10 protein-coding genes and 2 pseudogenes are annotated in these 25,835 nt (G+C 60.3%); 4 read left to right on the top strand and 8 right to left on the bottom strand.

The window, feature by feature from the left end; translation table 11 throughout:
• Positions 1 to 12: 12 nt before the first annotated feature.
• From HX790_RS20705 to phnX, 3 genes are all read left to right on the top strand, one after another.
• Entirely contained in the window at positions 13 to 1,308 is a 1,296-nt protein-coding gene (locus tag HX790_RS20705) for an MFS transporter (RefSeq protein ID WP_017137002.1), read from the top strand.
• Between the two features lie 20 nt (positions 1,309 to 1,328).
• Positions 1,329 to 2,201 carry a LysR substrate-binding domain-containing protein gene (locus tag HX790_RS20700; protein WP_017137003.1) on the top strand — a complete coding sequence of 291 codons (873 nt, stop codon included), beginning with the start codon at positions 1,329 to 1,331 and terminating at the stop codon, positions 2,199 to 2,201.
• Between the two features lie 89 nt (positions 2,202 to 2,290).
• A complete protein-coding gene (gene phnX / locus HX790_RS20695) occupies positions 2,291 to 3,118 on the top strand; it encodes a phosphonoacetaldehyde hydrolase (protein ID WP_017137004.1) in 828 nt (275 codons plus the stop codon).
• Between the two features lie 22 nt (positions 3,119 to 3,140).
• On the opposite strand, the gene HX790_RS20690 is transcribed toward phnX, so the two are convergent.
• Positions 3,141 to 4,064 carry a LysR family transcriptional regulator gene (locus tag HX790_RS20690; protein WP_170037863.1) on the bottom strand — a complete coding sequence of 308 codons (924 nt, stop codon included), beginning with the start codon at positions 4,062 to 4,064 and terminating at the stop codon, positions 3,141 to 3,143.
• A gap of 108 nt (positions 4,065 to 4,172) precedes the next feature.
• Positions 4,173 to 5,228 carry a D-isomer specific 2-hydroxyacid dehydrogenase family protein gene (locus HX790_RS20685; protein WP_176992036.1) on the bottom strand — a complete coding sequence of 352 codons (1,056 nt, stop codon included), beginning with the start codon at positions 5,226 to 5,228 and terminating at the stop codon, positions 4,173 to 4,175.
• Between the two features lie 183 nt (positions 5,229 to 5,411).
• Here HX790_RS20685 and HX790_RS20680 point away from each other — a divergent pair.
• A pseudogene (locus tag HX790_RS20680) lies at positions 5,412 to 5,564 on the top strand (hypothetical protein); the annotation flags it as partial.
• A 129-nt stretch (positions 5,565 to 5,693) separates the two neighbouring features.
• On the opposite strand, the pseudogene HX790_RS20675 reads toward HX790_RS20680, so the two are convergent.
• The 6 genes and pseudogenes from HX790_RS20675 to HX790_RS20650 all read right to left on the bottom strand — a co-directional run bounded on the left by HX790_RS20675 (position 5,694) and on the right by HX790_RS20650 (position 25,834).
• Positions 5,694 to 8,528, bottom strand: a pseudogene (locus HX790_RS20675) (TonB-dependent receptor domain-containing protein).
• Positions 8,529 to 8,624: 96 nt separating this feature from the next.
• Positions 8,625 to 9,590, bottom strand: a complete 966-nt coding sequence (locus HX790_RS20670; RefSeq protein WP_176992035.1) for a FecR domain-containing protein — start codon at positions 9,588 to 9,590, stop codon at positions 8,625 to 8,627.
• On the bottom strand, positions 9,587 to 10,093 hold the full coding sequence (locus tag HX790_RS20665) for a sigma-70 family RNA polymerase sigma factor (protein WP_176992034.1): 507 nt from the start codon (positions 10,091 to 10,093) through the stop codon (positions 9,587 to 9,589). The genes HX790_RS20670 and HX790_RS20665 overlap by 4 nt, the downstream gene beginning before the upstream one ends.
• Before the next feature lie 189 nt (positions 10,094 to 10,282).
• Positions 10,283 to 10,864 (bottom strand): tetratricopeptide repeat protein, encoded by a 582-nt coding sequence (locus HX790_RS20660; RefSeq protein ID WP_176992033.1) that lies wholly within the window; start codon positions 10,862 to 10,864, stop codon positions 10,283 to 10,285.
• Between the two features lie 65 nt (positions 10,865 to 10,929).
• Positions 10,930 to 11,163: a hypothetical protein gene (locus HX790_RS20655; protein ID WP_099548941.1), complete on the bottom strand. Its 234-nt coding sequence runs from the start codon at positions 11,161 to 11,163 to the stop codon at positions 10,930 to 10,932.
• The gene (locus tag HX790_RS20650; protein WP_176992032.1) at positions 11,150 to 25,834 is read right to left on the bottom strand and encodes a filamentous hemagglutinin N-terminal domain-containing protein; all 14,685 of its coding nucleotides are present in this window, start codon (positions 25,832 to 25,834) and stop codon (positions 11,150 to 11,152) included. Before HX790_RS20650 ends, HX790_RS20655 begins: the two co-directional genes overlap by 14 nt.
• Position 25,835 lies beyond the last annotated feature (1 nt).

Here is a 25,835-nt window from a genome sequence, read left to right as displayed (position 1 = left end):
AAGGAAAAGATCATGAACCGTGCCCAAGCCTTGCCTGGCCTTACCGTGAAAACCGCCTCGTTTCGAGTCGCCCAATGGCGAATGCTGCTGGCAGCGATGTTCTGCTACCTGTTTTTCTACACTGGCCGGCAAACCTTCGGTTTTGCCATCCCCGGCATCCAGGCCGAGTTCGGCTTGACCAAGGAAACCCTCGGCTGGGCCTCTGCGGCCATGCTGTGGGCCTACGCTATCGGCCAGGCCATCAACGGCAACCTTGCCGATAAGTTTGGCGGGCGGCGCATCATGACCCTCGGCGCGGTGCTGTCGTGCGCCGCCAACTGGGTGACCAGCTTTGCCGGCGGTTTTGCCAGCCTGATCCTGCCCTGGGGTCTCAATGGCTATTTTCAGGCCTTGGGCTGGGCGCCCGGCAGCCGGCTGATCTCCAACTGGTGGAGCGCGGGCGAGCGCGGCAAGGTCTACGGCTTTTATGTCTTCGCCGCCGGTTGCGCCTCGATCCTGTCCTACGTCACATCGATTATCGTGCTTGAAGTGCTGCAACTGGAATGGCGCTGGATCTTCCGCTTGCCGGTGCTGCTGATGCTCGCCGGCGGCATCATCTTTTACCTGGTGGCCCGCGAACGCCCACAGGACATGGGTTTCGAAGCCCTTGCCGATACCGGCGTGGCCAATGCCGAAGACAAGAACCATGAGGTGGCGCACGGCGCCGTCGAAAGCTCGTTACAGCGCTACAAGGCGGTGCTGAAAAATGCCCGCCTGATCATCGCAGCCGTGTCCCTGGGGTTTCAGAACGCTGCGCGCTACGGCTTGATCGTGTGGGTGCCGGTGCACTTCCTGGGCGCCAACTGGAAAAGCGGCGACAGCCTGGTCGACCCCAAGTGGATCACCGTTGCCTTGCCCGTTGGCATGGCCATCGGCGCCTTGAGCAATGGCTGGGTGTCGGACAAGCTGTTCGGCTCAAAACGCTACCTGGCGATCATGCTGTACATGGTCCTCGGTGCCGCCACCAGCCTGTGGATGTGGAGCCTGCCGCCGCATAGCGCCATCGGCCTGGTCGCGTTGTTTCTGTGTGGCTTTTTCGTCTATGGGCCGGCGTCGAGTTTCTGGGCACTGTGCCCGGACCTGGTCGGCGCCAAGCGCGCCGGGACCGCGACCGGTGTGATGAATTTCTCGTCCTATCTGTTTGCCGGGCTGGCGGAACCGCTGATCGGCAGTATGCTCGACAGTACCGGCAACACGTCGCTGATCTTTCTGGTGGTGACGACTGCCTGCCTGAGCAGCGCGGTGGTCGCACTGTTCATCAGACGCTGAGCCAGCCACAGGACCTTTGCATGTACCAGTACCACAAGTGGCTGCGCTCCTTTCATGCGGTGGCGAAGACCGGCAGTTTCACCCTCGCCGCCGAGTTCCTGAGTGTTGGCCAGCCGACCGTCAGCGAACAGGTGAATGCCCTGGAAAGGAAGTTCTCCGTTGAGTTGTTCCACCGGCGCGGGCGTTTTGTCGAAATGAGCGCCGCTGGCCATCAACTGTATGCGATCACCCAGGGGCTGTTCGGGCAAGAGGATGAAGCCGTGCAATTGCTGCAGAGTTTCAAGCAACGCAAGCTCGGGATGTTGCGCCTGGGTGCGGTGTCGCCGCCGATTGCGATGAACCTGACGTATGAGCTGATGCAACGTCACCCGGACATCGAGCTGGAAACCTCCTTCTCACCCGAAAAGGAAACCCTGGACCGGCTGTTCAATTTTGATATCGATGTGGCGATCCTGGCGCTGTCCGAATTCGACCAGCGCTTCGACACGCAGCTTTACCACCGTTACCCGATCATTGCCGTGGTGCGCAACGACCATCCCTGGGCCAGCCAGAAGGAGGTGCATGTGGAGCAGATCAGTCAGGAGAAATGGGTGATGCGTGAAAAAAGCTCGCGCACCCGCCAACTGGTGGAGGAAAGCTGCACACGCCTGGGTGTCTCGCTTAATTGTGTGATGCAACTCAACAGCCGCGAAGCCATCGTGCATGCGATCGCCAAGGGTATCGGTATCGGTTTTGTATCGGCGGTCGAATACGCCGAAACGCCCGGTACGACCCCGATTACCTTTGTAAATCACCCGTTTTCCATCGACTACCACCTGTGTTGCCTGGGCATCCGACGCAATCGACCCATGATCGCCGAACTGTTCGACTCAAGCCCCACACCGACCACCTGAATACCCCACACGCTTGACCCTTGAACTGGCCGCCTACCTCTCGCACGCGAAAGGGACGGCCTCCCTGTACCCGCAACTGGAGATTGACCATGCATTACCAACAACCCAAGCAACTGCAAGCTGTCGTCCTCGACTGGGCAGGCACCGTGGTGGATTTCGGCTCGTTTGCCCCCACCCAGATTTTCGTCGAAGCCTTTGCCGAGTTTGGCGTGGCGGTGTCACTGGAGGAGGCGCGCGGCCCCATGGGCATGGGCAAGTGGGACCACATCCGTACGCTGTGCAACCAGCCGCAAATTGCCGAACGCTACCGCGCCGTGTTTGATCGCCTGCCGACCGATGAGGACGTCACCGCGCTGTATGAACGCTTCATGCCCCTGCAAATCGAAAAGATTGCACTGCATTCGGCGGTGATCCCCGGCGCCCTGGAAGCCATTGCAGCCCTGCGCAGCAAAGGCCTCAAAATCGGCTCGTGCTCGGGCTACCCGGCAGTGGTCATGGCCAAAGTCGTGGAGCTGGCCCGCCAGAACGGCTACGTCGCCGACCACGTGGTGGCCACCGATGAAGTGCCCAACGGCCGCCCGTACCCGGCGCAGGCGTTGGCCAATGTGATCGCGCTGGGCATCAGCGACGTCGCGGCGTGCGTCAAGGTCGATGACACCTGGCCGGGTATTCTCGAAGGGCGCAGCGCCGGCATGTGGACGGTGGCACTCACATGCTCCGGCAATGCCCTGGGCCTGACCTACGAGCAGTTCAAGGCGCTGCCGGCGCAGAAACTTGCCGAAGAACGTACACGCATCGGCCAGCTGTTCGAAGGCGCCCGCCCGCATTACCTGATCGACACCATCGTCGATCTGGCGGCGGTGGTTGAAGACATCAACGCCCGCCTGGCACGCGGGGAAACACCCCAAGGCGTCTGACCGGTTCGGGGCACGCCTGCTGTTAAAGCGTGCCCCATTCGTCCCGACATGCCAGCAAAAAATCCACAAACGCCCGCACCCGATGCGGCACATAGCGCCCATGGGGATACAGCAAGGTGAAGGGCCGTGAACGCCCGCCAAACGGCTTCAGCACTTCAACCAGGCTGCCGTCGGCCAATTCACGCTCAACGATAAACTTGTAGGTCTGAAACAACCCCGCGCCGTGTTTGGCCAGGGTTACGCCGCCCAGCACATCATGGGCAATGCTGTAACCGGCCTCTCCGGCAAACTCCTGCTCCTGGCCTTGCAGCTGGAACAGCCAGGGGATGCGCCGGCCATTGCTGGGCAGTTCAAACTGAATGCACTCATGCAATGGCAGATCGTCCAGCGTCTGCGGTGTGCCGACGCGCTGCAAGTACGCAGGCGCAGCGATAACCACCAACTCAGCATCTTCCAGCAGCCGCGCGATCAGCGACGAATCCGGCTGGGCGCGCACGCGAATGGCCAGGTCATAACCTTCGGCAACGAAGTCGATATTGCGGTTGCTGATGTGGATATCCACAGTGACTTGCGGGTACTGCGCACGGAACCTGGGCAGCAGCGGCAGCAAGCGGTGATGCGCGTAGGTGGTCGGCACACTGATGCGCAAGCGCCCGGACGGCACCGCCTGCGCGCCCATCACCTGTTGCTGGGCCTCCACCAGTTGCGTCAGCGCCTGGCGGCACTGCTCGTAAAATGTGCGGCCGCTGTCGGTGAGGCGAATGCTGCGCGTGGTGCGCACAAACAAGCGCGAGCCCAGGCGTTCTTCCAGGCGCGAAATACTGCGGCTGACGGCGGCCGGGGTAACGCCCGCAGCCTGCGCAGCAGCGGTAAAACTGCCGGCTTCGGCAGCGAGGCAGAACAGCTCGATGCTGCCCAGCTGTAAATCTTCGAAATGGCGTTTCATGATTGATTACATCGGCTCACTATCCGACGTCATTCTTACCAGCCTCTTGGCCTTTAATACAGCGCGCCGGACGAGAATGAGTCATCGGCCTTCTTTGTGTCCGGCAGGTTAACGCACGATGGCGGCGGCACTGAATGCGTGGATCTTGTCGACGATCTGGCGTGATGCCGTCCGGATTGCCGTGGTGGTATTGCCGGCAATGTGCGGCGTCAATTGCGCATTGGCAATAGCGGTCAATGGCGAGTCGAAGCGGTCTTTCTCCAGGGCAAAGGTATCGATGGCCACCGCTTTGATATGCCTGGGAAACTCGCCCATGAAGGCGGCCAACTGGTGTTCGTCGACGATCCCGCCGCGCGCGGTATTGATGAGGATTGAGCCCTGGCGCATCTGCCGGAACTCGGCAGTGCCGAACAAGCCTCGGGTTTGCGGGGTGAGCGGTACGTGGATCGAGACGATGTCCGCCTCGGCCAGTAACGGTTCAAGACCCGCCCGTCGTTCAAGCCCAAGGCTGCGCGCCACCGCTTCGGTAAAGCGTTCGGACCCGGTGGCGATCACCTTGAGGCCAAGCGCCGCAGCCTTGCGCGCCACCTGTCGGGCAATGCTGCCGGTGCCCACCAGCCCAAGCGTGAGTTCGGCGTATTCGCAGGCAGGTGCCAAGGTGCCTTTTGCCCAATGGCCGTTGTGCGTTTCGGCGTTGTAGGCATCCAGATCGCGCGACAGATACAGCGCCTGGGCCACGACGTATTCGGCAACAGCGGCCGCGTTGGAGCCCGGCGTGTTAAGGATCGCCACGCCACACTGCTCGCACGCCAGCCGGTCAATATGATTGACCCCTGTGCCAGCCTGGGCAACGGCGCGCAGTGGCGTGGCCAACGCCGTCGAGGTGGCAGCGCGGATCAGGCCGGCGCCCAAGGGGATGTTCAGGCGCGTCTTGAACACGCTGTAGCCGCCGGCCTGACTCACGGCGGCAATAAAGCCAGGCTCGTCATGGCAGTTGATCTCGGCATAGTGAATGCGCGCGCCGTAGTGCTGCCGAATGCGCTCTTTGTCCGCGAAATAATACAGGTTGAGGGTGACACCCAGACCCAGCTCAAGAAAGCGATCGACTTCCTCAAACAGTAACGGCGGCCCGGGGGCATCCAGTATCAGGGTGGTCAATGCCATACAGTTGATTCTCCTGGAGGGTAGCGCCTGCCGATACCCAGGTTGCCCTGGGGATAGGGGTTAATTGATCGTTCCCACGCTCCGCGTGGGAATGCCGCCCCGGACGCTCTGCTTCCAGCGCTTGAAGGCGTGACGCGGAGCGTCACCGGATGCATTCCCACGCAGAGCGTGGGAACGATCACTGTGAAAAAAGCCAACACGGTGCTGATCACGCGCCACTATACCTTCACCAAGCCGGATGCCCTGTGCTCCCCGCAAGATTTCGCGGCGATGAAGCCGGCGATTGAAGGCATGGTCAATGACTTGAAAAGCCAGATCATTGTGCAGGCGATGTAAGCTACTGAGAGCTAGGAACGGGCGCTGCCTGCCAGTGGGCGAGCGTGAACGACGAACACCGTCACTTGTGGCGAGCAGGCTTGCCACGGTGAAGGTGTCCAGCCTTAACCGATGGGCGTCGCCTGGCCCTTAGAACTTCGCCTGCACGCCCAACCGTAATGTACGCCCCGGCGCCGGCATGAAGCTTTGCGCCAGCGGGTCCAGGTAGTAGCGATCGGTGACGTTCTGCAGCGATACATTCAGGCTCGCGTCCTCCTGCAACTTATAGTTGAGGAACAGATCCACCAGTGCCACTTCGCGGTAGTTCAGTTGCGGCGTGGTGGCGCCGGTCTGCCAGGGTTTGTCGGCGGTGACGGTGGGGCCGCTGGTGTAGGTAATACGTGTGCCGAGCGTGAGGCTTTGGTCAAAGAAGCGCAGGCCAGTGGTCAGGTTGCCAGCAAGCCGGGGTGGGTTCTGGGTGTTGGTGTAGGAACCCATGAAGCTGCCCGGCGTGCAGTTCGGGGTGTCGGCGGTTTTCTGATAGCTGTTGCTGGTAGCACGCAGTGTGGCGGCGAAGGCCGCGTCGCAGGTTTCGGTTTTCAAGTAGTAGGTGGACGACAGGTCGGCGAACACGCGCCCGGCATCGTAGCGGGCTTGCAGTTCCAGCCCGCTGGTCTTGTAGCTGTCGGTGTTGCTGAAACGCATCTGGCCCCAGGTGCCTGGGCTTGGGTCCTAGTAGCGGGTGATGTAGTTCTTGATGGTGTTGTTGAAGTAGGCGAGCTTGATCGCCGCCGCGTCATCCTCGACCAACAGCCCTTTGCGCAACGTGCTGGCGCCGACCTCCCAGTTGCTTGAGCGCTCGGGTTTCAAGCCCTTGCCGGGCAGGGTTTGCAGCACGCCCTGGCTGGTTTCAAACAACGAGGGCATGCGAAACCCCTGGGTGTAGGAGGCATACACAAAGGTGTCCGGCAGCACTTCGATATTGATGCCCAGCGCCGGCGAAAATGCCCCGCCGCTGTTGCTGGCCTTGCCGGAATAGTCATAGCCGCTCACCACGTCACCGACCTGGGACGGGTAAACCGTCGAATCGATCACGCCAAAGTCGTTGTAGCGCACGCCTTCGAAGGGGAAGTTGGTGTTCTGGAACACGATGCCGTTGTTCAGGCGCGGATCAGTGGCGTTGGTGTACTCGCCGTTCTGGTCCGGGAACCACATCATGTTGCCGGAATTGTTGCCGTTGTAGACGCGCAGGTAGCGCAGGTCACGCTCCTCCCGTCGCGCGGTGGCATTGGCAATATGGTCTTTGCTGCGGTAGTGGGTATAACGGCCGCCACCCCATAAGGTCAGGCGGTCCACCGGCTTGTATTCGAGTTTGCCATTGAAGCTGTATTCCTGCCGCGAGCCTTCGCGCAGCATGCGGTTGGCGTTGATATCGTGCTGGGTGGTGGCGACGCCTTTTTGCGGGCGCAGTTCTTCGAGCTGGAACGAGCTGCCGAGGTCGAGCTTCAGATCACCGTAGTCGGTCGCCCAGCGTGAGGTGTTGGCCAGCCCGCCGCCGATGCGCTGGTTTGCCTGGCGGCTCCAGGCGCGGTCGGAGCGATAAGCCTGGGACGCAGGTGCGGCCACCGAGGTGAGCTGGCTGGTTTGGGCGTCGGTCATCCACAGGTCGGCGGTCAGGTCCACCAGCGGGTTGCCCGAGGGCAGGTAGTTGTAGCGAGCGGTGTAGGTGTCGATCCTGGTATGGCCCAGCGGGTACTGATAGATGCCGCCGGTGCCGAAACGGAAGATATCCGACGGCATGATCTCGCCAATGCGCCCGTCATAACGACGATAGCCCAGGTCGAAGGTATGGCCGTCCGCCGGGCGCAGGGTGGTCTTGAGCAGGAACGATTCGGTCTTCGCCGAGGAGTTGAGCACTTCTTCGCCGGCGTTGTAGGTAGTGGCGACGCTGGTGTCTTCATCGCCCCAACGGTTGTAGGTGCGGTAGCGGTCCTGGCCTTTTTTACCGGCAAAATAATTGCCCTGATTGCGCTTGGCGTAGGCCGCCACCACGTCGAAAAACTCATGGGTGTAGGCAAACGCGGCGCTGCCGGCTTCGGCCTGCGAGCCGAACAGCCCGCCGCGGCTCTGGTGCGGCTCAGCATACAGGTCCTGGGTTTTTGAGTGCGGGTCGCGGGAAGCCGGGGCGACGCCGTTGTTCCAAACATCGCCCTTGAGGCGCAGGCCGATGTTCTGGCCGTCCTTGAGGATGTCGCCAACGCCCAGCGTGCGCATTTTTACCGTGCCGCCAATGGCGCTGGAGGTCAGGCTGGGGCCTTTGTCGATGGTGATGTCGCTGATCAAGTCCGGGTCGATATAACTGCGCTGCTGAGTACCGGCATAGCCGCGATACACATCCAGCGCCTGCTGCGAGCCGTCCACCGTGACCGCCACCCGGCTCTGGCCCTGGATGCCACGAATGTTCACATCCAGCCCGCCGCCATTGCGGCTGTCGCCCACCTGCACGCCGGGCTGGCCCTTGAGCACATCACCCACCGACACCACGCCAAAACGCTGCATGTCTTCGCCGGAGATATACACCGACGAACGCGGCGCGCGGTAGACCTCCTCTTCGTCGAGATTTTCGCCCGTCACTTTTTGCGTCGGCAACTGCACGGCCTCCTGGCGCAGGCGCAACACATAGCCGCCATCGGCCTGGCGCTGATAGTCGAGGCCGGTGCCCGAGAGCACCTGGGCCAGGCCGTTCTCAGTGTTGAATTCGCCCTGCAGCCCCTGGCTTTTCCTGCCCGCCGTGAGCAGCGAACTGCCCGCCATGCTGATCCCGGCTTCGGCACCAAAGCGCGACAGCACCTGGTCCAGCGGCCCGGCGCTGATGCTATACGGGCGTTCACCGGCGGCCAACACCAGCTCACCGCACAACGGTTGCAGGCCGAGAAACAACAAGCTGAACGTATGACGACGCAAGACACTAACGGGGGAAATCATGCAAGGCTCCTAGGGATCGAAACCCACCTGTGCCGGTGGGTAATACCTAAAGGCCAAGCCAGATCGAAAAAACTATCGCGTCGGCGAAAAAAAACTTTACGCGGGCACCACCGTCACCCAATAACGGTTTCTTCGCTCGATGCGCACCGGCAAGGTTTTGGCCACCAGGGCCAGCGCGGCATCGGTGTCGTCCAACTGGAAACTGCCGGTGATGCGCAGCGCCGCCACCGCTTCACTGCAACGCAGCAAGCCTGGACGATAGCGCGAGAGTTCGGCGATCAATTGATCCAGGCGCATGCGTTCGGCAGGCAGGATGCCGTGCATCCAGGCCTGGGCCAGCAACAAGTCAACCGGGCTTGGGCGCCCGATTGCGTAGTCGTCAACGTTTATCTGCCAGCCAGCCTGCAACGGCACGGGCGTCGGCTGATGCCGCGCACTCACTTGCACCCGCCCGCGCAAAACAGTCACCTGCGTGCTCTGATGATCATGGCGCACCAACAGGTTGGCACCCTGGCTATAAAGCAGCGCGTTCGGGGTTTGCAGTTGTAACGAGGCAGACCCCGCTGGCGTATCGAGTGCCAGCTCGCCCTCGACCAACTGCACACTGCGTTGGCCTACGCTCACGTCCAGGTTGACCGCACTGGCGGTGTTCAGCCACAGCGAACTGCCGTCCGCCAGGGTCCAGTGTCGGCGCTCGCCGGTGCGGGTGCGATAACTCGCCAGCGCCGCGCGTACCCGCGTGGAGTCCGCACCTTGCCAGGCAACGCCGCCGAGCAGCCCCAGCGCCAACAGGCACTTGAGCACCTGACGACGGCGCTGAGGATCGGTCCCGGCCGCCTGCAATGCCTGGCGTGCCGTGACGTCGGCCAACACATTGGCGCCTGGTTGCAACAACAGCGGCAAGCTGCTGACCCGCTGCCAGGCGTACTCATGCGCGGGGTTGGCCTGGCGCCATTGCTGCAAAGCCTGATGGTCGGCGGCATTCATCAAGCCGGACTGTAAGCGCACCAGCCACTCGATGGCACTGTCGCGCACTTGCGGGTCAACCGCCACACTGCTCATTCAAACCGGCTCGCATAGCAGACACTGAATGCCTTACCCATGGCGCGCTGCACCTCGGCCACCGTCAGGCTTAATTGTTTGGCGATCTGCGGATAGGTCAGGCCATCGAGCTGCGACAAGAAGAAAATCTGCCGCACCCGCCCCGACAAACCGACCAGCAGCGAATCCAGCTGCAACAGCGTTTCGATCATCAGATGCCGCTCTTCCGGCGAAGGCTCCTCGGCCACCGACCGCGCCGCCAGCGCTTCCAGATAAGCCCGCTCGATGGCTTGGCGACGCCAACGGTTGATCAGCAAGCCGTTGGCGATGGTGGCCAGAAATGCCATGGGCTGGCGTAATTCACGCACGTCCTCTTGGGAGCGCAGCACGCGGATAAAGGTGTCATGTGCGAGGTCTTCGGCATCGGCCGTATGCCCCAGCCGTCGATGCAACCAGCCTCGGAGCCAGCTGTGGTGATTGGCGTACAGCTGGGCGACGGGCGAGGGGGTGCTGTCGTGCTGCATTTCAGATCCGCACTAATGATAATGCTTCTCATCTTAAGGGTGAGGGGATGGCTTGTATAGAGGGATAAGTTGCGACGATCAGCCAAATTTCAGACAAAATAAACCTGCATCTCTGCAGGCTTTTCTCTATCTGGTTCCACGACCTGGGCTCGAACCAGGGAACCTCGGCTTGGCTTGTTTTGGATTTACTTACCATGCGGCATGACGATTCGACGGTGTCGACCTTCCGGAACGCCTCATCTTTTCAACTGTCGCTTTGGACGCTGCGTACTTATCAGCATATTTTTCCGGAGTGCGGCTGTGAAGCTCAGCCAAAATCGACACCAGACTTTCATGACTCGCCAAGTCTGCAGGTTCTATTTCAATAGCATCTTCATAGCACTGCAAGGCGCCTTCAAGATCCCCCAACTTCACCAACATTGCACCGAGCTCAAGATACGTATCGACAAATGACGGTTCAGCTTCAATGGCGGCCTGATAATACTTAAATGCGTCGACATAATTAGACGCCCGCTCATTGGATACACCCGCCAGGAAAAGATAGCGCGCGATGACCTGGCCGGGGGCCAATTGGGTAGCCACTTCATAATGTTTTATGGCTTGGGCGAAGTCACGCTGATAGAAACAAATATCGCCCAAACACTCAGCGAATGTTGACTCCGACAGTGAGTGCGAACACTCCTTGAAATAGTCAACAGCCTTTTCGTCAAGTCCGCTTGAAAGGTATCGAATCAGCTGTCTCTTTATATTTCTAAAATCAGATTCGCTCACACCTACTCTCCAACCACTTCTGCGGGCCGTCTTGTTATCCAAGCCGTGCTCACAGGCACGCCTGACTAGCGCCTAAAGATGATTGATTTTGCGAAGTCTGCATACTTATAAAACCAACTCAACGCAAACAAAATCGAAAATGGCATTCCCAACCATACAAATACCACATCAAATTCCACCTCAAACCCTGCGGAAATAAACAGGACTGGCAACAATGCCAGCAGGCAGCCTATGGAAAGCATTACGACTAAAATGCCCGCCGCCATTATCGCCGAAGACATCAACTTACTTACCGTCACCCTTAGCCTCCTCGTAAAAGCCGTAGCCCTTATAACCCACTCCGCCGACATACACACCCAGCGCAGTACCAAATGGCGTTTTCGTACCTAACAGCGGAATGATAAAATTATTATCCATCTTCGGAACCAAAACCCCGAAGATCGAACCCTTCCTCAACCCATCCGAAGCCCCCATCACGAGAGGGACTTTCCCAAAGCCAGCACCGGCGGAAAGTAACGTATCCGCCCCTTGGTAGACCAATGGACCATAGCCACCTGGAATCAAGTCAAACGCCGACTTAACAGGGTTGTAGCTCTTAGGCTCATCCCCCCAGAAATGGTTGTACATCCCCGTGGTTCCTTCCAAGACATTACCTGCTCCAAACGCACTCATGGGAGCGCCCACGAAGCAGCCCGCAGCAGTGGCGCATAGCGTAACGCCTGCACTCACGGTCATGCCACCCAACCCCGCTGTGACTGCACTTTTTCCGACTGGGATTACATCGGACGTTGTTCCGTCAGCCAGACGATCAAAAAAACTATAGTTAAACAGCCCTTTTTCTTGCTGCACTTGCGCCCACGTAAGTTCATTACTGAGTCCAGCCATATCTGACTCCGTAAGGTATTTATTACGGTACTCTTCGCCGCCTCGTTCAAACTCCGCCCAGCATTTCGTCAGAAAACAGGTCGCTTTTTCGAGATTTTCTTTTTTGAAATCTCCTTTTTCAGTCTCTTGCTGTATAGCGTCAATTTCATCTTTATGTGCAGAACGATTGTAGAGGGTAGCATTTTTCGCAATCCATCCACCTTTCTCGATGGACTTCGCATCAGCATCTTTTTGCGAAGCTGCCGCCAGAACACCGACTATTTGAGAACTCATAGCTAGCAGATTCTTATCACCGCTAACCAACGAATCCAAGTGAACTACAGCCGCTTCGTTAATACCCGCCGCCAGCGCGCCGGTCTTGAAGTCTCCACCGGTGGCCTGGGCAAGTAACCCACCGACCATCGCATGCACCAATATCTTCGGCGGGTAGCCATCAGTCAGTTTGCCCTTGGTGTAATCCCCCACAGCATTGAAGCTTGCCGCTGCCAACGTGTTGAACAAAGCGCCTTTGAGTGCATCACCAAAGTCACCACCTTGCCCGAGCGCTTTGCTCAGCAGCGTCGACGTGCCGTTCTGCAAGGCTTGGTTCGCCGCAAACTGCCCAACGCCGGTCCAGGTGTTGAGGGCTGGCGAAGTGATAACAGCTCCCGTGCCTGGATTGGTCTGCGTGCCTGTCCAACCATCGAAAAGACCCGCCGTCAGGCCTGCCGTTACACCCGATATCACGTAGCCCTTCATTGCATCCGACGAGGTGACGTCCTTGAACACCGCCCCAAGATTGCCCCGGTTATTGATAACGCTGACGCTTGCATTAGTCGCTGCACTTGAAGCAACCGCACCCACCGCCGCTCCCGTAGCACCACCACCCGCCGCAGCCGCAGCCATCGGCCCTACGACCGCAGCCATCACGATCGCGATAATGATCTGCGACGCAGGACCAAGCCCGGAATTGCTGTATTTGAAGCTGTCGTGGATCTCCTTGACTTGATGCCAATCTACATCGCCACGCTTTTCCGCTTCCTTTATCCATGCCAATTGCGGGTCAGCTTTGACCATTGCATCAATGGACTGACTAACGGTTTGCTGATTGACCTGCGTCACATCAATTTTCAAACCATCCACCGCTTTGATCGCAATAGCGCCTGCAGCGGCCATTTGCGTTTGACGCACGGTTTCGTCGGTATTGCCTTTGCCTTTGGATGACACCCAAAAAGCGTTGTTATTGGACTTCTCGTGGCTTTCCTGATGAAGGTCCTTCACACCTTCGAACGTCACACTACCGCCACTGGCAATGGTCAGATCATTGCCACTTTCCAACTTCGCCGCCTGGTACTTCTGGTCACCCTGGCTTTGAATCGTAAGGTCGCCACCGGTTTTTATTTCACTGCCGATGTTGGTGACTTTAGTCACTTCGTCACGCTGGGTTTTCTTAGAGCCCCAACTCCCCTTCTTCTTCATGTCATACAGCGAATAATCGCTGTCTTCAGCCGACAGCAAGCCCAGGTTGCCGCCCGCGACCAGATAAGCCTCATCCCCCGCACTAATGCGGCTGGCGGTCATTAGCAGGTCCTTACCCGCACCAAGCGTTACATCCCCACCCGCATTCAGCGTGGTCGACACCTGGCTCACATGATCTTCCTGACGCTTCTCCTTTTTGCTCTTTCTAGAGGAATGTTCCTCATCCGCCGCCGAAGCCAGAATCAAATCAGCGCCTGCACTCATGCTGATATCGCGTTTCGCATCGATTTGGCTGGCAATCGCCGTGATATCCCGGCCCGCCTTCACGTTGATATCGCGCCCCGCCTCAACGCTTGAGCCATGTTGCGTGGCGCTGCTCGTTTGCAGACGCTTGCCCATGTCCATCGCGTTTTGCTCTTCGGCGGACACGAAGCTCACATCGCGCCCGGCGACGATCGTCATGTCACGACCGCTTTGCAAACCACTGCCTGCGCTGGTTACTTTTTGCCCCGCCTTGATACTCAGATCATTCGCCGCCTCAACCCGCGCAGCGCTATCCACATAATCGCGATGCTGCGAGTACCCTGCCCCTTTGTCATCCCAACCGGTCACGCTGCGTTCGTTGATCACATCGCCATTAATGGCGGTCAACGTCACATCACGCCCTTTGATGATGCCTCCGGCTTTGTTGACGATATTGTTGCCCGCCAGCAGGTCCAGGCGGTTGCCCGCTTCGATCAACCCGCTGTTGGTCAAGTCATTGGCGGCCTTGGCCGACAAGTTGTTGGTGGCCCGCAGGGTGCCGGCGTTAACCAGGTTTTCACCGGCAATCAGGTTCAGGTCGTTACCCGCGATCAAGGCTCCGGTGGGTGCAAGACGGTTGTTGGCCTGGGCCAGATACAGCACCGGCACCAGGACTTTCTCACCGTTCACTTCGTGCTCTTCCAGCCACACGATGTCATGCGTCAACGCCGCGACCTGTTGCGAGGTGAGGCTGACGCCCATCGACAGGTTCAGTTGCTGCTTGCTGCTGATGGCGTTGTCCATCAGGTACTTGAACAGTTTTTCGTCGGTGGTCTGGCCGTCGATAAAGCGTTGGCCGGTGCGTGCTTGCACGGCCTGCTGAATCAAGCGCTGTTCGTAGAGGCCATCGCCCAGGCGCTTCCAGCTTTCGTCCGGGTTGTAGCCCACGCCTTGCAGCAGGTAGTCCGAGCTCATGAATTGCTTGAGGTCGGTGAGTACCGGGTTGGTTTCGATCAGGTATTTGTGCGGTTGCGATACGGCACGACTTTCCGGCAGCCCCTGGACGCGGCTGATGGTTTGGCTGGCCAATGCCGTGGGTTGGCTGACCTGCGGTGGCTGTACGTTACCGACAACGGGTACGTCGTGGGCCGCCGGGGTAAGGCCCGGCAGTTGGGTATCCGGCGGTGCGATCGCAGCAACGTCTGCACTGCGCGCAACGGTCGACAAGCCCGGCACACGCAGATCAGGGAGAGCCCCGTCAGATGACGTATGCACAACCCTATCGCCTGGCGTTACGGCAGGCAGGTCGATGCCCGGCCGCGAACCATCGACCGCAGGCTGGGGGACACCCGTAGGATTGCGGGCGTCAATGCCATCGACGCGGGTGATGTCTACGCCACTGGTGCGACCCGGTGGCAGGGGCTGCACATCGGCGCTGCCCACGGCGCCGGTATCAATGGCACTGGCAACCGCGTTGACGACACCGGCTTCACGAGCAGCCACGGCAACTTGGCGCGTGTTGGTGGTCACTTGCGCCGCGCCACCCACCTGAATCACACGTTCGTGGGCGCCAGGCAGGGCTTGTTGGCGTTGGCTTGGGTCCAGGCTGGCGCTGCCCAGCGTCCAATCCTGATTACCAGCACCTGCCTGCCCCGTAGTGCCACTTTGGCCACTTAAACGAAACAATCCGTTCTGCCCGCTGGGCAAACCGAAGCCCGGCAGGGTCAAGGGGTTGACCTGCTGTTGGGCAAGGTCGGGCGGCAATTGTGCATTGAGCACTACCACCCGGGTTTTGTTGGCGCCTACGCCGGTGTCCAGCGAACGGCCATCAACCGCCAGCGCGGTCTTGATCACGTTGATGTTGTTGATGCTTTTACTGGCGGTGAGCGCAGCGTTGCCACCGGCCTGAATAATCGCCGGGGCCACCACCTGGGTGCCGCCTTGTACCGCGATGGGCTGGTTGATGCCGGGAAACAGCGACGGGCTGAACCGCGTCATCAAGGCCGCAAACGCCGCCTCATCCACCGGCGAACCCTGCGGGTGCGCACGGTTATAGGCCTGCACCGCGGCGACCATCTGGTTGTATTGGCCTTTGGAGATTTTGGTAATGCCGCCGTACTCCTGGCTCTGGGAGCCGGAACCACCGGTGGCCGCCAGGTTCAGAATGTTCTCGCCGCTGATCGACAGATCGTTAGCAGCCGACACCACGCTATAGCGGTTGGTGAAGTTCTGACCGGTAATCACCATGTTGCGCCCCGAACTGATCGTGGCGGAAGGCGAGTTCGCTTCGATCACACTCTCAACCGTGCGGCTCAGGGACACCGCCGGGCGCCGGTCGCTCCAACCGCCGCTGCAATGCTGGGTGCAACGGATGCTCACGCCCACCGAGGTCAGCTGCTGGTTGAGGGTGAATTTCTCGCGCTCGTTGACCACGTCATTGGCCGACAGTCTGAGGTCGCCCACACTCTCGATGCTGGCAGAAACGTTACGCACACTCTGCGCCAGAGTGCCAGCGGCTACACCGGCCACCGTAAGGTTGCCCAGGCTGTAGATATCCGAATAGTTGTTGGTCAGGCTGCCGAGGTTGAAGGTCGAGTCCTGGCCGCTGAACAGGAAGCCACGTGCCCCGATGCCGCTGGCGGCGTGGTCGTTGAGCAGGCTTTGTGCGGTCAGTACCAGGTTCTGTGAAGCCCCCAACGTGCCGGTGTTAACGATGCTGCCGGCGTTGATGCGCAGGTCGCTGCTGGAGGTCAAACGCCCCCGGTTGAGCAGTTGGCCCCCGGTGGTCAGTTGGGAAGCGCCGCCTGCCACACTGGCGGCTTCATTCACGGTTATCTGCGCGGCACTCAAGCCCAGGTTGCCCAGGCTGCTGTAGCGCCCATTGCCGCCATAACTGCCGGCCAGCGTCAGGTTGGCCGTGCCGTCGCTGGCGATCAGGCCATCGTTATTCCAGTTGCCGCCGTTGCCCGTCAGGCTGTCGGAGGCGAGTAACTGGCCACTGGCGGTCTGGTTCAAGGTATTGACGTTGACCGTCAGGCGCCCGGCCTGGATCACGCTGCTGTTGGTCCAGCTGTCTGCGGCCAGGGTCAGGCCACCACGGGTCACCAGGTTGCCGCCGGCATTGATCAGGTTGGCGGTGGCGATATCAAAAGTGCCGGTGCCGCCGTGCAGCAGACTGCCGCCCTGGTTCAGGAAGCTGCCGGCATTCAGGGTCAGGTCAGCGTTGGAGGTTTCCAGTCGTCCATTGCGGTTATCGAACGCACCGCCGAGCTGGAAATTGGTTTTGCCGCTACGGCCCAGCGCGCGCAGTTGCCCGCCTTGGTTGTCGACACTGGCGCCTGTCACGCTCAGGGAGCTATCGCTTTCAATCACACCGCTGCGGTTGATCAACGCGCCACCAGCGCTCAGCTCAACCGCGCGACCTGCAATTTGCCCGGCGCTGTTGTCCAGCTGTGCACCACTGACTCGCATCAAGCCGGTGGCATACACCCCGCCGTTGGCATTGGCGAAGTAGTTGGCATTGACCACTGCATCGCCGGTCTGCGCAGCGATGAAGCCGTTCTGGTTGTCGAGGCGGTTGGCAGTCAGGTTCAGGCTATGGGCCTGGAGTGTGCCACCCTGGTTATTGAGGTCACCGCTGACGCCCAGGCTCAGGCCGGTCTGGCCCTGCACCTTGCCCTTGGCGTTATTCAATCCCACTGCGTTCAATTGCACGTCGGCGTCCTGGCTATAGATCAGGCCGTCGTTAGTATTTTGCACGATGCCGGTGCTGGTGATCGCGACACGATCCTTACTGGCAAGGGTGCCGCCGCCACTGTTGTTCAGGCTACCGGCGAACAGCGTCAGCAGGCTTTGGCTGATGATTCTGCCCTTGGCGTCGTTGTTGACCTGCATCGCCCGCTGCAGCAGCAGTGGGCCGGAACTGGCAATGCTGCCGCCGCTGTTGTTGAGGGTGCCGAGCAGGTTGAGGGTCAGGCGACCGTTGGTGGCCAACGTGCCGCTGTTGTTGTTCAGGTCGGTGCCGGTGACGGTCATCGCTTGTTGGGCGTTGATCGTGCTTTGGTTGGTCAGTGTTACCGCCTGCAGATCCAGCGTGGTGCCGCTTTCGATCAAACCGCCGTCGGCGTTGGTCAGCGCACCGGTCACGATAAGCGTTTGCCCATCGCCACTGGAAAGTACGCCTTTGCCACTGTTATCCAGGCTGGCGGCACTGACGCCCAAGCGGCCCTGGCTAACCAGCGCGCCTTCGTTGTTGTTTTGCAACGCGCCGCTCAGGCGCACATCGATTGCACCGCTGCGGCTGGAGAGCGTGCCGTTGTTACGGTTGTCGAGGTTGCCACCACTGACGTTCAGGCCTTGCCAGCCGGACAGCAGGCCTCTGGCGGTGTTGTTCATGGTGTCCGCGTTGACAGTCAGCACTTGGCTGCTGATCAGCTTGCCGGCGCGGTTGTCCAGGTTGCGCGCCGTCAAAGCGAAGCTTTGCAGGCTGGAGATTTCACCGCCCTGGTTATTAAGGTCGCCCAGGTTTTTCAGGGTCAGCGGGCCGTTAGTCAGCAGCAGACCGTTGCGGTTGTCCAAATCACTGTTGTTGAGGTCCAGGGTCATTCCCTGCTCACCCACAACGCGACCGCCCGCCAGGGCCAGAGCGTTGAGGTTCGCGGTCAACACACCTTTGGCCGAGACCTCACCGCCGTTGCCGGTGTCGAGGCCGGCGGCGTTGAGATTCAGGGTTTGCTTGGCACTGATCAAGCCTTGGTCCTGGTTGTTCAGCAGGCCATCACTGGTCAGTTGCAAGTCGCTGCGGCTATTCAAAGTGCCGCCTCGGTTGTCGACGGAGCCTGCGTGAGCGTCGAGGCTGGCGGCGCCGATCAGGCCTTTGAGGTTGGCCAGGGCTTGATTGACGCGCAGGGTCAGGCCCTGATTACTCAGCAGCTTGCCGTTGCTGTTATCCAGACTTTGCGCGGCCAAGGTAAAGGCTTGGGCGCTGGAGATTTCACCGTTCTGATTATTGATGCTGTTGAGGTTGTTAAGCGTCAGCGGGCCAATAGCGTTGATCAATCCGCCTTGGTTCTTCAGTTGGCCGTTGTTCAGGTCGAGACTCAAGCCAGCGTTGCTGAACAGCTTACCGCCCTGCTGATCCAGCCCGGTGACGCTGGCGGTCAGCGTCTTGGCGCTGCCGATGCTGCCGCCGTTGGTCAACTGTGCGGTGGTCAGGGCCAGGGTGTCGCCGCTGTTGAGGCGGCCGGTTTGGTTGTTCAGCTCGCCCGTGCTGACCGTGACCGGGCCTTTGCCGCTGATGATGCCTTGCTGGTTGCCAAGATTGGCGCTTTGCAGTGTCAGGCCGCCGTCGGTGACCAGTTTGCCTTCGCTGTTATTGAGGCTGTCGGTGACGGCGACGCTCAAACCATTGGCGCTGGACAGGCTGCCTTTGCTGTTATTCAGGCTGCGGGCTTTGACGGCCAATGCGTCTTCGCTGCTAAGTACACCCTGGCTGTTATCGAAATCACCGGCGAGATCCAGCTTCAGCGATTGCTGGCTGAGCAGCTTGCCGCCGTTGTTGTCCAGCATGGAGCCGGTCAGCGTCAGGCGCTCGCCGTTGAGTTCGCCGAGGGTGCGGTTGATGACCTGATCGACTGCAAGGCTTAACGTACCGCCTGCGAACACCACACCTTTGTCGCTGTTGTTGAGCTGCTGACCGGTGACGCTGACGTCGGCGTTGCCGGTCAATTCGCCGGTGCGGTTGTCGAGCGTCTGCACGTCGAGTTTCAGCGCTTTTGTGGCACCTACCAGACCGTTGCGGTTATCAAGGTTTGCGCCGCGCAGGTTGAGCTCGTCGGTGCTGATCAGTTTGCCGTTTTGGTTATCGAGGTTGCTGGCGCTGATCGTCGCAAGCGCCTTGCCCGCGATCTCGCCATTGCGGTTGTCCAGCGTTGCGCTGGTCAGCAACAAGGCACCGTCGGCGATCACGCTGCCGCGTTGGTTATCGAACAATTGGCTGGCGCTGAGGGTGACATCGCCACGCCCGCTGAGCACGCCTTCGGTATTGTCCAGGCGAGTGCTGCGCACATCCAGGCTGGCGGCGTTGAGATGGCCTTTGAGGTTGGCCAGCAGTTGGTCGACACGCAGGGTCAGTGCCTGGTTGCTGATCAGTTTACCGTTGCTGTTATCCAGGTTTTTTGCGACCAAGGTAAAAGCGTTCTGGCTGGAGATTTCGCCGTCGCGGTTGTTGATATTGGCGAGGTTGTTCAGTGTCAGCAGCGGTGCGTTGATCACACCCGCGTTGACCAGTGCGCCGTGGTGCAGGTCAAGGTTGAGTTGTGTGGTGCTGACCAGTTCGGCGCCGTCCAATTGCGTCAGGCCGGTGACGCTGGCATTCATTGCGCCGACGCTGGCGATATGCCCGCTGTTGGTGAGCTGGGTGGCGCTGAGGTCGAGCTTGTCGGCGCTGATCACACGGCCGTCGATGCCGTTGGTGAACTGTCCGGTGTTAACGGTTGCCAGGCCTTGGCTTTTGAGCAGGCCGTTGGTGTTATCCAGGCTGGCACTGGTCAGTGTGAGGTTTTGGGCGCTTTCGACGGTGCCGCCTTGGTTGATTAGCGCCGCTGCACTCACAAGGGTCAACGGTCCTGCGCTGGAAATTTTGCCGCTGGTGTTGTCAATACGCTGGCCTGCCAGCGCCATCGAGCCTTCGCTGGTGAGCTTGCCGCCTGTGTTGTCCAGGCCTGCCTTCAGTTGAAGCGCCAAAGCACGCTGAGCGCCAACAGTGCCATCGGTGTTATCTACTGCAGTGCCGGTAAGCCGAGCGTCCTGGGCAAAGATCAAACCTTTGGCCTGATTGATCACCTCGGCCATCGCCAATTCAAGCGCAGTGCCGGCCAACAACTTGCCTGCACTGTTATCCAGGCGTTGTCCGCTGAAATCGACACTCTGCTGGCTGGAGATTTCCCCGCTGCGATTGTCGGTGCTGCCTGCCTTGAGTTTCAGCACTTTTGTCGCGGCGAGCAAACCGCCGTTCTGGTTATCCACGGTGGCAGCGTTGAGACTCAGATTACCCTTCGCGACCAACTGACCGCCCTGCTGATTCAGCACGCCAATCGTGGCGTCCAGATCATCCTGGCTGGCGATGCGCCCTTTGGCGTTTTCAACGGTATCTAGGGCCAGGCGTACCGGGCCAATCGCGCTGGTCAGGCCGTTCTGGTTGTTCAAGGACTGGCCGTCGAGTGCCAGCGCCTGCTTGCTGTTAAGCACACCTTCACGGTTGTCGAGCTGGCCGACGTGAAGGTTCAGCCCCTGATTGGCGCGCACCGCGCCGCCACGGTTATCCAGGCTATTGCTGCGCAGGGTCAGCAGGTTCTGTCCGGACAGGCGACCGGTGCGGTTGTCCACACTCCCAGCCTGGATGTCCATCACGCCTTTGGCGAGCACGGCACCTTTGGCTTGGTTATCGAGCAGGCCGTCGACTTTCACCGTCAGGCTGCCATCGGTCGCCAGACTGCCGGACTGGCTGTTATCCAGGCTGGCCGCGGTCACGTTCAAACGCTGGCCGGCGCCCAAGGTGCCGGCCTGGTTGAACAGTGCACCGCGGGCGGTCAAGTCAAGGCTGATGTCGCCCATCACATGACCGTCGTTGCGGTTATTCAGGGTCATCGCGTTGACCACTGTGGCGCCGCCGCTGGAGACTTCGCCGTCGTCGTTATGCAGGTCAGCCGCCAACGTTAACGCGAGGTCTTTGGAACTGCTGAATACGCCGTGGGTGTTATCCAGTCGCCCAGCTTGAGCAGCCAGGCCTGCCGCAGAAATGACGCCCTTGAGGTTGATCAGCGCTTGGTCGACTTTGAGGGTCAGCGCCTGATCACTGAGCACATGGCCGTTGCTGTTATCCAGACTTTGTGCGGCCAGGGTGAAGGCACGCTCGCTGGAAATTTCGCCGTACTGGTTGGCGACCGTGGAGAGGTTTTTCAACAGCAACTGACCCGGCGCATGGATCAAGCCACCGGTGTTATCAAGAGCGCCGTGATTCATGTCCAGGCTCACGTCGCTGGTGCTGTAGAGCTGCCCACCGTTGCGTTGGTCCAGGCCCGCGAGGCTGGCGGTAAGTGCCTTGTTACTGGCGATGTGGCCGTCAAAACGGTTGTCCACGTTCCCTGCCGTCAGCGCCAGGCGATCAGCACTGGTCAGGCGCCCGCCACTCTGGTTATTCAACGCGCCGGTCGTGATGCGCACAGCGCCGTCACCGATCATTTTGCCGCCGCGGTTGTCGATGCTGGCGCTGCTCACGGTCAACGCCATCGCGCTGAGCAGCTCGCCGCTGCGGTTGGTCAGTACGCCGCTGGCGGTCAGATCCAAAGCCGCACCGCCGCTGAGGCGGCCGCTGTCGTTGTTCAGTGTGGCGGTTTGCAGGGTCAGGCTCTTGTCACTGCGTACGGTGCCTTGCTGATTGTTCAGTTGGTCCAGTTTCAGGCTCAGTGCGCCGTTCGCTAAAAGTCGACCTTTGTTGCTGTTGTCGAACTGCCTGCCGTTGAACGACAGGTCGGTGAGGCTGGAGACTTCGCCGCCCTGGTTATTCAGGCTATCAACTTTCACCACCAGCGACTGGCGAGCGTTGAGCAAGCCACCCTCGCGGTTATCCAGTTGCGTGGCGCTTACCTGCATCGGCCCGGCTGCCGTTACGCTACCGCCACGGTTATCGAATTGCTCAATCGCCAAGGCCGCCTGCTGACCGCTGACAAACCGACCGCCACGGTTGATCGCGATGCCGCGGGTAGTGACGTTAAGCAAGCGGTCACCCTGCAACAGTCCCTGGCTGTTATCCAGGCTCATGCTGCTCAAGGTGGTGGTAGCACCGATGACTTCACCGTGGTGATTGTCCAGGGCAGTGTCGACGGACAGTGCCAGATCATCGCGGACGTTCAGCTTGCCTTCGGCGTTAACCAGGCTGTTTGCGTGCAGGTCCAACCCCGTGGCAGCGACCAAGCCTTGGGTGTTGTCCAGCGCACCGGCAACACGCACCACAAGGCCTTGCTCGCTGAGCAATTTGCCGCCCCGGTTATCGAGGCTGCCTGCGGTAAACGCCAGGGCCTGGGCGCTGGAAATTTCCCCGGCCTGGTTATCGACACTGCTTAAGTTGCTCAGTAGCAGCGTGCCCGGCGCGTGAATCAAGCCGCCTTGGTTATTCAGGTGGCCGTGGTTCAGGTCAAGGTTTGCACCCGCTTGGCTGTGGATATTGCCTTTGGCACTATTGTCCAGGCTTGCCGCACTCACCAGCAACGGGCCGGTTGCGCTGAACAGCCCGGCCTGGTTCAGCAGGTGCGCGCTGATCAACGCGCCAAGGCGACCGTCGCTGGTCAGCTTACCGCCACTGTTGTCCAAGCGCGTAGCGGTGATGTCCAGCGCCTGCCCGGCGAACAGCGTGCCCTGGCGATTGTCGATCAAGCCTGAGCTGTTGAGCGAGAGCATCGCGTCGCCTTGCAGCAGGCCCTCGCGGTTATCCAGCGACGCACTGTTGACCGACGCCGTGCGCGCCAATAGCTTGCCACTGCGGTTATCCAATGCTCCGTCGATCTGTGCGATCAGGCCATCACCCGCGCTGAGCGTGCCGCCTTGGTTAGTCAGGCTGGCGGCGCGTACATCCAGCGTTTTAGCCGAGATCAAGCCTTGCGTGTTATCCAGTGCGTGGGCGATACGCAGGGCCAAACCCTGCTCGCTGAGGAGCTTGGCGTGCTGGTTATTCAGGGTATCGGCGGCCAGGGTAAACGCCTGGGCGCTGGAAATTTCGCCGCCTTGGTTATCGACGCTGGCGAGGTTGCTCAGCAGTAATTGGCCAGGGGCGTTGATCGTGCCGCCCTGGTTATTCAAATGCCCATTATTGAGGTTGAGGCTTACGTCACCCTGGCCGAAGAATCGACCATCGTTGTGCTGATCAAGACCACTGATACCAGCATTCAGCATTTGGCCCGCGCTGATGCGGCCGCCCTCACTGTTATCCACTTGGCCGGCGTTCAAATTAAATGCGACGTCACCGCGCAAGGTGCCACGCTGGTTGTTCAGCGGGCCGCTTGATTGCACGGTGAGGTTACGGGCGACGAGACTGCCCTGTTGGTTATCAAGGCTACCCAGGCTGAGGCGTACATCACCTTTGGCGGCAAACAGACCGGTCTGGTTGAGCAATTGCCCGGCAATCACCGCGACCAACACGCCGTCGCTGGTGAGCGTGCCTGCGCTGTTGTCCAGGCGGGATGCATTGAGGGTAAACGTTGCACCTGCCGCCAATGTACCGCGCTGATTGGACACCACGCCGCTGCTGAGCACCAGGGAGCGATCACCTTGCAGGCGGCCACTGTTGTTGTTTAATTCACCCGTGGTGGACGCCAGGTCGGTGGCCAGCAACTCGCCGCCGCGGTTGTCCAGCAGGCCTGCGGTGTTCGCCGTCAGTTGATTAAATGCGCGGAGCTTGCCGCCCTGGTTGTTCAGGCTGGCGGCGTTGACGTCGAGGTTCGACGCAGAAACCAGGCCCAACGCATTGTTCATTGCACCGGCGATACGCAGGGTCAGGTCTTGGTCACTGAGCACTTTACCGGCGCCGCTGTCGAGGCTGTTGGCGGCCAGGAGGAATGACTGCGCGCTGGAGATTTCCCCTTGGCGGTTATCGACCGTGTTGAGGTTGTTAAGGGTCAATTGACCGCCGGCGTTGATCAGGCCGTTGCGGTTATCCCAGTGACCTTGGTTGAGGCTCAACGTCAGTGAGCCTTGGCTGGTGAGCGAGCCCTTTTGGCTGTTGTCGAGGGCGCCAGTATTAACCTGTGCCGTCTGACGCGATGCAATTCGCCCGCCCTGGTTATTGATCAGCCCCGTCGCATTCAGGCTCAGCGATTGGCCGGCCGAGACCAGGCCGGCGACGTTATCCAGTTCATTCAGTTGCAGCGTGACCTGCGCCTGGCTCGACAGCTCGCCGTTGCGGTTGATCAGTTGCCCGATACCCGCCGTGAGGTTGCCGGTGCTGGTGACCAAACCACCTTGGCTGTTGAGCAGTTGCCCGGCGGTGATCCCAAGACTGCCTGCGCTGAGGAGGCGGCCCTGGTTCTGGTTGTCGATCTGCGTGGCCGTCAACTGTGCGTCGCGCCGGGCGCTCAAGGTACCGCCCTGGTTGGCCAGTTCGCCGCTGTTGACGCTGAGGTCGCGGCTGGCGATCACGGTTTTGCCGGTATTGTCGATGGCCTGCGCGGTCAAGCGTACATCGCCCTGGGCATTGCGGCTGTTATCGGCGTTGACGCCTGCTTCGATGATCCCGTTGTTGGTCAAGCGGCCGCCGGCGTCCAGCGCGATGCTGTCCTTGGCGGCCAGGGTTTGTTGCGTGGTGAGCGCACCCTGGGTTTTTACCGACAGATCAGTACCGGCGTAGACCGCCGCCTTGGCTTGCAAGCTGGCCGCTTTGACGGCGACAGAGGTGCCTGCCGTGGTTGTGCCCATGACCACATTGCCCGCAGCATCAATCTGGATATCACCACCGGCGACCATATCGCCCGACAGCTTCACGCCCACACCGGCCTCGGTGCCGATCAGCTTGACCGCGCCCACATACATGCCGCCCAACGCCGACGAGTCAATCGCCAGGTCTGGCGCCTGGCTGCCATCTGCCGCCCGTGCGGTGGGGTTTAAGGTGCGTGCGTCCACATCGTTGCGCCCGGCGACGATGGTGAGTTTTTTCGCCTGGATCTGCGCATTGATGGTGGTAGCGCGGGTGATGATTTCGAACTGGTCGACATTGGTCGCGTTGAGGCCCGCGCCTTCGATGGCGACGTTGCCTTGATCGACTTGATAGCGGCTGATCTGGCCGTTTTCGATCACCGCTTTACCGGTGGTCAGCGTGACTTGCGGCGTGTTGATAAAGCCGCAACCGTTGCAACTGATGCCATACGGGTTGGCGACAATCACATGGGCCGACTGCCCCGCCACTTCGGTGTAGCCGCGCAGTTGGCTGGGGCTGCCGCCGTTGACTTCGTTGAGGATGATATTGGCAGCGGTGCCGCGCAGGTTCGGGTTGCCGACGATGATGCCACCCAGTTGTGTGGCCTGGGTGCGGTCGGTGGCGTTGTTGAGGATGACGCCGTTGGCACCGACGTTATAGTCATGAAATTGGTTGTGCGAGAGGCCATTGCCATTCGGTGCGGCGATATTGACGATGGGCACGCCATTGCCCGCCTGCGCGAGGCCTGTGCCCGGTGCACTGACCACAATGCCGTCGGCCTGGGCCAGCAACGGGTGCCAGAACATCGCGTTGGCCAGGATCAACGCCAACCCGCGTTTAGGCAGCCCCAAAAAGTGGGAACGGCTTTTTACGGCAGCAGAAGGCTGACGCACGAGGAAGGCGAACTGGCGAACGTCCATG

It is taken from the genome of Pseudomonas sp. IPO3747 (assembly GCF_013385245.1).
Classification (GTDB): Bacteria; Pseudomonadota; Gammaproteobacteria; order Pseudomonadales; family Pseudomonadaceae; genus Aquipseudomonas; species Aquipseudomonas edaphica.
The sequence above is the reverse complement of the archived record's forward strand: the minus strand, read 5'-3'. Positions and strand labels throughout refer to the sequence as shown.

Coding starts and splice junctions, on each gene's coding strand:
- HX790_RS20705 (WP_017137002.1), top strand. CDS start 13: ATGAACCGTGCCCAAGCCTTGCCTGGCCTTACCGTGAAAACCGCCTCG.
- HX790_RS20700 (WP_017137003.1), top strand. CDS start 1,329: ATGTACCAGTACCACAAGTGGCTGCGCTCCTTTCATGCGGTGGCGAAG.
- phnX (WP_017137004.1), top strand. CDS start 2,291: ATGCATTACCAACAACCCAAGCAACTGCAAGCTGTCGTCCTCGACTGG.
- HX790_RS20690 (WP_170037863.1), bottom strand. CDS start 4,064: ATGAAACGCCATTTCGAAGATTTACAGCTGGGCAGCATCGAGCTGTTC.
- HX790_RS20685 (WP_176992036.1), bottom strand. CDS start 5,228: ATGGCATTGACCACCCTGATACTGGATGCCCCCGGGCCGCCGTTACTG.
- HX790_RS20670 (WP_176992035.1), bottom strand. CDS start 9,590: ATGAGCAGTGTGGCGGTTGACCCGCAAGTGCGCGACAGTGCCATCGAG.
- HX790_RS20665 (WP_176992034.1), bottom strand. CDS start 10,093: ATGCAGCACGACAGCACCCCCTCGCCCGTCGCCCAGCTGTACGCCAAT.
- HX790_RS20650 (WP_176992032.1), bottom strand. CDS start 25,834: ATGGACGTTCGCCAGTTCGCCTTCCTCGTGCGTCAGCCTTCTGCTGCC.